The organism is Microcystis sp. LSC13-02, assembly GCA_002282935.1.
GTDB lineage: Bacteria > Cyanobacteriota > Cyanobacteriia > Cyanobacteriales > Microcystaceae > Microcystis.
The window spans coordinates 1-8,035 of the sequence record MTBT01000307.1 but is presented as its reverse complement, the minus strand read 5'-3'; the positions used below and the strand labels follow the sequence as shown (position 1 = coordinate 8,035).

Here is an 8,035-nt window from a genome sequence, read left to right as displayed (position 1 = left end):
TTCTGAAAGGTCGCGAAAGTCTGTGGACTTTGTGTAAGACAGTACATGGTTTTTTAACCGTGGTATGCAACGGTGGTTGAAGCAGAAACTTCAATCGTGAGGTTTAGGAATCGCCGCACTTTTAGGGCGGCGAGGATGTCAACACCCAACTCGTCAGGAGGTCACACAATTTGAGTCAAAAAGTACGGGTCGCTATTTTAGGAGCCACCGGGGCCGTGGGAACGGAATTACTAGAATTATTAGCTAGTCGTCAATTTCCTCTCGCTAGTCTAAAATTACTCGCTTCCGAGCGTTCTGCTGGAAAAACCCTCAATTTTCGGGGCGAAAGTCTCCTAATCGAAGCGGTAAACGAGCGCTCTTTTCAGGACGTGGATATCGTTCTTGCTTCTGCGGGGGGGTCCACCTCAAAAGCTTGGGCGAAAACTATTGTCGAGTCTGGTGCGACAATTATCGATAACTCCAGCGCTTTTCGCATGAATCCCGAAGTGCCTCTGGTTGTCCCGGAAATTAATCCCGACAGTGTGGACAATCACCGGGGCATTATCGCTAATCCCAACTGTACGACAATTCTTTTAGGAGTGGCGATCTGGCCTCTTCACCAAGTACAGGCGATCGAGCGAGTAGTAGTTTCTACTTATCAGTCCGCTAGTGGTGCTGGAGCGCGAGCGATGGAGGAGGTAAAAGAGCAAGCACAAGCAATTCTTGACAATCGGCAACCTCCGACCAATTCTTTCCCCTATCCCCTCGCTTTTAATCTTTTTCCCCACAATACCCCGATTAATGGTCAAGGGTACTGCGAGGAAGAAATGAAAATGGTGAATGAGACACGCAAGATTTTTGCTTGTCCGGGGTTGCGGGTTAGCGCCACCTGTGTACGGGTTCCCGTTCTGCGGGCCCATTCGGAATCGGTTAACCTAGAATTTAGTCGGCCTTTTTCTGTAGTGAAAGCCAGAGAAATTCTTCAGTCCGCTCCGGGGGTAAAATTAGTGGAAGATTGGGACGCTAATTATTTTCCCATGCCAATTGATGCCACCGGCCGCGATGAAGTATTAGTGGGACGCATTCGTCAAGATATCTCCCATCCTAACGGTCTAGAATTGTGGCTATGCGGCGATCAAATTCGCAAGGGTGCGGCTTTAAATGCTGTACAAATTGCCGAACTTTTAGTCAAGAAAAATCTCGTCGGTTCAAGATTAGCAACAGTTTGATAATTAAGCTATCAGCCATCAGCTAGATCAAGGCGATGATAATTAGAAAAATAGCTAATTAATCGAATAAGTAAAGTCTGGTTGTTGATGGCTCAAAAACTGATAACTCGATTTGTTAGGCTAAAAGCTTCGATGTACTTAGTTGATAACCTTCTTTTTAGGTAAGTGAGTGGGTGGAATTAAATATAAGATGAACGTAGGTTGGGTTGAAGCATGAAACCCAACGCCTGCATGGGTTACGAAGTGCGCTAACCCATCCTACAAATAATTAATTGTGCCTCCCTACTTAGGAGGATTGCCAGATTCTTTCTTTTGCCTCTTGCAAGAGTGCCTCTTGCCTTCAGAAGCTGATAACTGATAACTGATAACTGATCAATGAGTGAAACAACATATTTTGGACGAGTAATTACGGCGATGGTGACACCCTTCACCGTCGAGGGTCAAGTTAATTATGGGATGGTGGAAAAATTGGCCGATTATCTAGTTACTCACGGTAGCGATGGTATAGTGGTCTGTGGGACGACGGGAGAATCACCCACCCTAAGTTGGCAGGAAGAATACGAACTATTTAGTATTGTCAAAAAAGCGGTTAATGGTCGGGGAAAAGTGATCGCGGGGACGGGTTCTAATTCCACTTCCGAAGCGATCGAAGCTACCCAACAGGCTGCTAAACTGGGTTTAGATGGTTCTTTGCAAGTGGTTCCCTACTACAATAAACCTCCCCAAGAGGGTTTATACGAGCATTTTCGCACCATTGCCGAAGCTTGTCCCGATCTGCCGGTGATGCTTTATAATATCCCCGGTCGTACGGGTCAAAATATGACCCCAGAAACGATTATTAAACTGGCAGCAGTTGATAATATTATGGCGGTAAAAGAAGCTAGTGGTAATTTAGAACAAACCTGTAAGATTTACTGTCATACCCCTGAAAATTTCGCTATTTATTCCGGCGATGATTTTCTCACCTTACCCCTGATGACCTGTGGTGCGGTGGGGGTGGTCAGTGTTGCTAGTCATCTGGTGGGAGAAGAAATCCAAGGGATGATTCAAGCTTTATTAACCGGAGATGCGGCCAAAGCGATCGAGATTAACTTGAAATTATTTCCCCTGTTTAAAGGTTTATTTTGTGCCACTAATCCAATTCCAATTAAAGCGGCCTTAAATCTAGTCGGTTGGGAAGTGGGGGGATTGCGATCTCCTTTATGTTCCTTAAGTCCCGAACTAGAGGAAGGATTAGCAAAAATTATGCAAGAATTGTCTTTGATTTAGAAAAATACTAGAAAATTTGGCTAACTAAACTAGGATTTTTTCGAGAAATAGGTTATAATATTAATAGCTTAACTAGAAAATAAATATAGTTTATAACGGCTAGAAAGTATTGATATAAGTTAACTTAGCTAGGGTTTGTTCCCCTAGTCAGACTTATTCTAACTATTCATTTTTTGAGATTTCCCGTCCACAAAACCCACCTGAAAAATCATCATAACTTACCATCAAAGGATACCTAATGAATCAAGATAAAACCCAAGCAAAACTAAAGATCATTCCCCTAGGAGGATTACACGAAATCGGCAAAAACACCTGTGTTTTTGAGTACGATGATGAGATTATTCTCCTGGATGCTGGTTTAGCTTTTCCTTCCGATGATATGCACGGGGTCAATGTAGTGCTTCCCGATATGACTTATCTAAGAGAAAATCGCCATAAAATTAAGGGTATGATCGTCACCCACGGTCACGAAGATCATATCGGTGGCATTCCCTACCATCTCAAACAATTTGATGTACCAATTATCTACGGTCCGCGTCTAGCCATGGCCTTATTGCGGGATAAATTGGAGGAAGCAGGATTAGCAAATCGTACCAAATTAGAAACCGTTGTTCCCCGGCAAATGGTGCGTTTAGGTAAATCTTTCATGGTGGAATATATCCGCAATACCCACTCGATCGCCGATAGTTTTTGTGTAGCAATTCACACTCCTTTGGGGGTAGTTATTCACACAGGAGATTTTAAAATTGACCATACTCCCGTGGATGGCGAATTCTTTGATCTACAAAAAATTGCCGAACATGGCGAGAAAGGGGTGCTATGTTTATTGAGTGATTCCACTAATGCGGAAGTACCCGGTTATACTCCTTCGGAAGCTGCCGTTTATCCCGGTTTAGAGCGGGTTTTTAACCAAGCAACGGGACGGATTATGATCACTACCTTTGCTTCCTCGGTGCATCGGATTAATCTGGTGTTGAAATTGGCCCAGAAATTTAACCGGAAAGTGGTGGTAGTGGGTCGATCGATGTTAAATGTCATCGCTCATGCGCGCAATTTGGGGTATATAAAATGTCCCGATGATCTATTTGAACCCTTGAAAGCGACCCGCAATTTAGCCGATGAGAAAATCGTCATTTTAACCACAGGCTCCCAGGGGGAACCTTTAGCGGCCATGACGCGGATTTCTAAGGGTGAACATCCTCATATTCGCGTGCGTCAGGGGGATACGATTGTCTTTTCCGCTAATCCGATTCCGGGTAATACGATCGCTGTGGTCAATACAATTGATCGCCTGATGATGCAGGGTGCTAACGTGGTTTACGGACGGGATAAGGGAATTCACGTTTCTGGCCATGGTTCCCAAGAAGACCATAAATTGATGTTATCTTTGACGCGGCCGAAGTTTTTTGTGCCAGTGCATGGAGAACACCGAATGCTGGTCAAACACGCTCAGATGGCCCAAAGTATGGGGATTCCCGCCGAAAATATGGTGATTGTCAAAAATGGTGATACGATCGAGTTAACTGGCGATCGCATTGCGGTCGGCGCGCCAGTGCCTTCGGGAATCGAGTTAGTCGATCAAGCGGGTGTGGTCCACGAACACATTATGCAGGAAAGACAACAATTAGCCGAAGATGGTGTGATTACGATCGCATCCTTCGTTAACGCTGAGGGACAATTAAGCGCACCTCCAGAGATTAATTTGCGCGGTGTGGTGACAAAAGTGGAAATCCCGCTGCTGAATCAGTTAATTATTCGGGCGATCGAACGCTGTTTAAGCGATCGCATCGGGGAATTTAAAACCGCGACGGGGGCCACGGATTGGGTCGGTTTGCGGGCCGAAATCGAGACGACTTTGCAACGTTTAATCAAACGGGAGTTACAGAGTCAACCCTTAGTGATTTTCCTCCTGCAAGCGGCGGCAACGGAACCAGCGAACAATCGTACTTATCGCCGCCGTCGTCCCGCAGCTACCATGGCCTCCTAATAGCAGTGAGCAGTAATCAGTGAGCAGTAATCAGTGAAAAGATGGCAAGAAACTGCTATTTAATACTGCTCACTTAACACATACTGCTCACTTAAAACTCAAATCTGATAACTGTTAACTTACCCACTGATAACTTACCCACTGATAACTGATAACTGATAACTGATCATGTTGCATCCTGCCGATTTGCGATCGCTGCTGACCGCCGTTGCCAGGGGAGAAATCAACCCGGAGAAAGCCTTAGATAAACTTAAACATCTGGCCTTTGAACCGGTGGAAGACTTCGCTAAAATTGACCATCATCGTCAATTAAGAACGGGATTTCCGGAGGTTATCTGGGGGCCGGGTAAAACCACCGCTCAAATCGCCCAAATTATCGGTGTATTGCGTCAAAATAGTCCCGTGGTTATGGCCACCCGCATTGAAGCAGAGATAGCGGCCCAGCTACAGGAACAGGTAACGGACTTAGTTTATTATCCCTTAGCCCGCATCTGTGCCATTGCCGCAGCTGCCCCAGAAAATCCCCCAAAAGGGATAATTTCCATCCTAACGGCGGGAACTGCCGATATTCCCGTAGCGGAGGAGGCGGCGGTTACTGCTCAATTATGCGGTTTTTCCGTGCAGCGTCTCTGGGATGTGGGAGTAGCGGGAATTCATCGCCTCTTGAATCATCGCCATCTACTGGATGCCGCCGATGTGTTAATTGTTGTTGCGGGAATGGAAGGAGCCTTACCAAGTGTGGTAGCGGGATTAGTCGATCGCCCGGTGATCGCCGTTCCCACCAGTATCGGTTACGGAACCAGTTTCGGTGGTATTGCTCCTTTGTTAACTATGCTCAATTCCTGTGCGGTCGGTATCGGTGTGGTTAATATCGATAATGGTTTTGGGGCCGCCATGTTAGCTGGCCAAATTTTACGCACGGCGGCCAGATTAGCCTAGATTTTCCTTCAACTCAGGCTGAATATCCTATACAGTTGGTATAGGGATAAACTACTTTGAAAAAGAAGCCGATATGCACCTAAGTGAAATTACTCATCCCAACCAGTTACATGGTTTATCACTCCGTCAATTAGAAGATATTGCCCGTCAGATTCGCGAAAAACACCTCCAGACGATCGCCGCTACCGGTGGACATTTGGGACCGGGGTTAGGAGTCGTAGAACTAACGATCGCCCTTTACCAAACCCTCGATCTCGATCGCGATAAAGTCCTTTGGGACGTGGGACACCAAGCTTATCCGCACAAACTCCTCACCGGTCGCTATAACGATTTTCACACCCTCCGCCAAAAAAACGGTGTTGCGGGCTATCTAAAACGTTGCGAGAGCAAATTTGACCATTTTGGGGCTGGACACGCCTCTACGAGCATTTCTGCGGGGTTAGGAATGGCTTTAGCCCGGGATGCCAAGGGGGAAGATTTCAAGGTGGTATCGATCATCGGGGATGGCGCTTTAACCGGGGGTATGGCCCTAGAAGCGATTAACCATGCTGGACATTTACCGAACACCAACATCATGGTTATCCTCAACGATAACGAGATGTCCATTTCCCCTAACGTCGGGGCAATTTCCCGCTATCTCAATAAAGTTCGTCTTAGCGAACCCGTCCAGTTTATCGCTGATAATCTCGAGGAACAATTGAAAAATCTACCCTTCTTCGGGGACTCCCTCACTCCGGAAATGGAACGAGTCAAAGAAGGAATGAAACGGTTAGCAGTTCCCAAAGTCGGCGCTGTTATCGAAGAATTGGGCTTTAAATATTTTGGCCCGATTGATGGTCATAATATTCCCGAATTAATCGCCACTTTTAAACAGGCCCATAAGGTCCACGGACCGGTTTTCGTCCACGTTGCCACCGTTAAAGGCAAAGGCTACGAATGGGCCGAAAAAGATCAAGTGGGTTATCATGCCCAAAATCCCTTTAATTTAGCTACGGGTAAACCGATTCCCTCCACTAAACCGAAACCCCCCGCTTATTCCAAAGTTTTCGGGCATACTCTCACTAAATTAGCGGAAAATGACCCGCGCATTATCGGCATCACCGCCGCCATGGCTACCGGGACGGGATTAGACAAATTTCAGGCAAAACTGCCGAAACAGTACATCGATGTGGGTATTGCTGAACAACACGCCGTTACTCTCGCCGGTGGTCTTGCTTGCGAAGGAATGCGCCCGGTTGTCACCATTTACTCTACTTTCCTGCAGCGGGCTTTTGATCAGATTATTCACGATATCTGCATTCAAAATCTACCGGTTTTCTTCTGCATGGACCGGGCCGGTATTGTTGGGGCCGATGGACCGACGCACCAGGGGATGTACGATATCGCCTACCTGCGTTGTATCCCCAATATGACCATTATGGCCCCGAAAGATGAGGCGGAACTGCAAAGAATGGTCGTGACGGGGATTAATCATACCAGCGGCCCCATTGCCATGCGTTACCCCCGGGGCAACGGTTTAGGGGTTCCCCTGATGGAGGAAGGTTGGGAAGCTTTACCCATCGGTAAGGGCGAAATTCTCCGCAGTGGTGATGATATTCTTCTGTTGGGATACGGCACGATGGTTAACACTTCCCTACAGGTGGCTGAAATTCTCAGCGAACACGGTATCGAAGCCACAGTGGTTAATGCTCGTTTTGTCAAGCCCCTTGATACAGAACTTATCTTTCCTCTTGCCCAACGTCTTGGTAAAGTGGTGACTTTGGAAGAAGGTTGTTTGATGGGTGGTTTTGGTTCTGCGGTTTTGGAAGCTTTACAGGATGCTAATATTCTGGTTCCGGTCAAACGTTTCGGGGTTCCTGATAAATTAGTGGACCACGCCAAACCAGAGGAATCCTTCGCTGATTTGGGTTTAACCAGTCCCCAGATTGCCGAACAGGTTTTAGCGGCATTTTTTAGCCAAAAACAAACCGCTAAGGTTGGTTAAAATCTAGAGATTAGCTTGTCCAGTTTTCCCGAAAAATTAGGGAAGACTGGTTTTTTTTGCTCTAGATAGTCAATGGAGACTGCCGGCAATAAATAGTGAGGGGAACGAACCACAGAGACACAAAGGACACAAAGATCGATCACTACTATAGAAGTTAAATTTATCACACAAAGAATAGGAGAGTCCAGTAGCTTTAAGAGCATCAGCCATGAGTTGGTCATCAATGACAGTGTTAGTTCTCGTAGTATCCCTAGTTGTGTATAGTAGATTAAACCCCTTGCATAATTAATTTGTGAGGGTTCAAAAATGAGAAAAAAGGTTAAATTTTGTCAAGAAATTGCTTGAAGTTTTGTAAAGTAACTTGACTTAAAGACAGAATTGTGTACAATCGTTCATCGGTAATTTTACCCGGAGTGCTGTGTATGGTTTCATCAGTTCATCTTATGGCTTCTGGCTGGGATTTAGCAGTTTTTGTTTTAAAGCTAACCTTTGAGCAAGAGCAGAATAGGAGGATATGTCAACCATGTTAACCACTGATCTAGAGATAAGACTAGCAGCTTTAGAAGCTGAAGTAGCACTGCTTAAGCGTTTGCTACCTACTGTCAGCGAAACTCCCTGGTGGGAAAAAATTGTCGGCACTTTTGCTGA

Annotated in this window: 6 protein-coding genes; 5 read left to right on the top strand and 1 reads right to left on the bottom strand. The window is 46.0% G+C overall.

Annotated elements, in window-relative coordinates; all coding sequences use genetic code 11:
- Positions 1-170 precede the first annotated feature (170 nt).
- The 5 genes from BGL89_RS19155 (at position 171) to dxs (ending at position 7,387) form a co-directional block, all read left to right on the top strand.
- Positions 171-1,208 carry an aspartate-semialdehyde dehydrogenase gene (locus BGL89_RS19155; RefSeq protein WP_286827118.1) on the top strand — a complete coding sequence of 346 codons (1,038 nt, stop codon included), beginning with the start codon at positions 171-173 and terminating at the stop codon, positions 1,206-1,208.
- A gap of 375 nt (positions 1,209-1,583) precedes the next feature.
- Entirely contained in the window at positions 1,584-2,477 is an 894-nt protein-coding gene (gene dapA / locus BGL89_RS19150; RefSeq protein WP_286827116.1) for a 4-hydroxy-tetrahydrodipicolinate synthase, read from the top strand.
- A 238-nt stretch (positions 2,478-2,715) separates the two neighbouring features.
- Complete coding sequence (locus tag BGL89_RS19145; RefSeq protein WP_286827115.1) at positions 2,716-4,464, top strand: ribonuclease J; 1,749 nt, start codon at positions 2,716-2,718, stop codon at positions 4,462-4,464.
- A 168-nt stretch (positions 4,465-4,632) separates the two neighbouring features.
- Positions 4,633-5,403 (top strand): nickel pincer cofactor biosynthesis protein LarB, encoded by a 771-nt coding sequence (gene larB / locus BGL89_RS19140; RefSeq protein WP_286827114.1) that lies wholly within the window; start codon positions 4,633-4,635, stop codon positions 5,401-5,403.
- Positions 5,404-5,476: 73 nt separating this feature from the next.
- Positions 5,477-7,387 carry a 1-deoxy-D-xylulose-5-phosphate synthase gene (gene dxs / locus BGL89_RS19135; protein WP_286827113.1) on the top strand — a complete coding sequence of 637 codons (1,911 nt, stop codon included), beginning with the start codon at positions 5,477-5,479 and terminating at the stop codon, positions 7,385-7,387.
- 69 nt (positions 7,388-7,456) lie between these two features.
- On the opposite strand, the gene BGL89_RS21365 is transcribed toward dxs, so the two are convergent.
- Entirely contained in the window at positions 7,457-7,597 is a 141-nt protein-coding gene (locus BGL89_RS21365) for a DUF2191 domain-containing protein (protein WP_071846437.1), read from the bottom strand.
- Positions 7,598-8,035 lie beyond the last annotated feature (438 nt).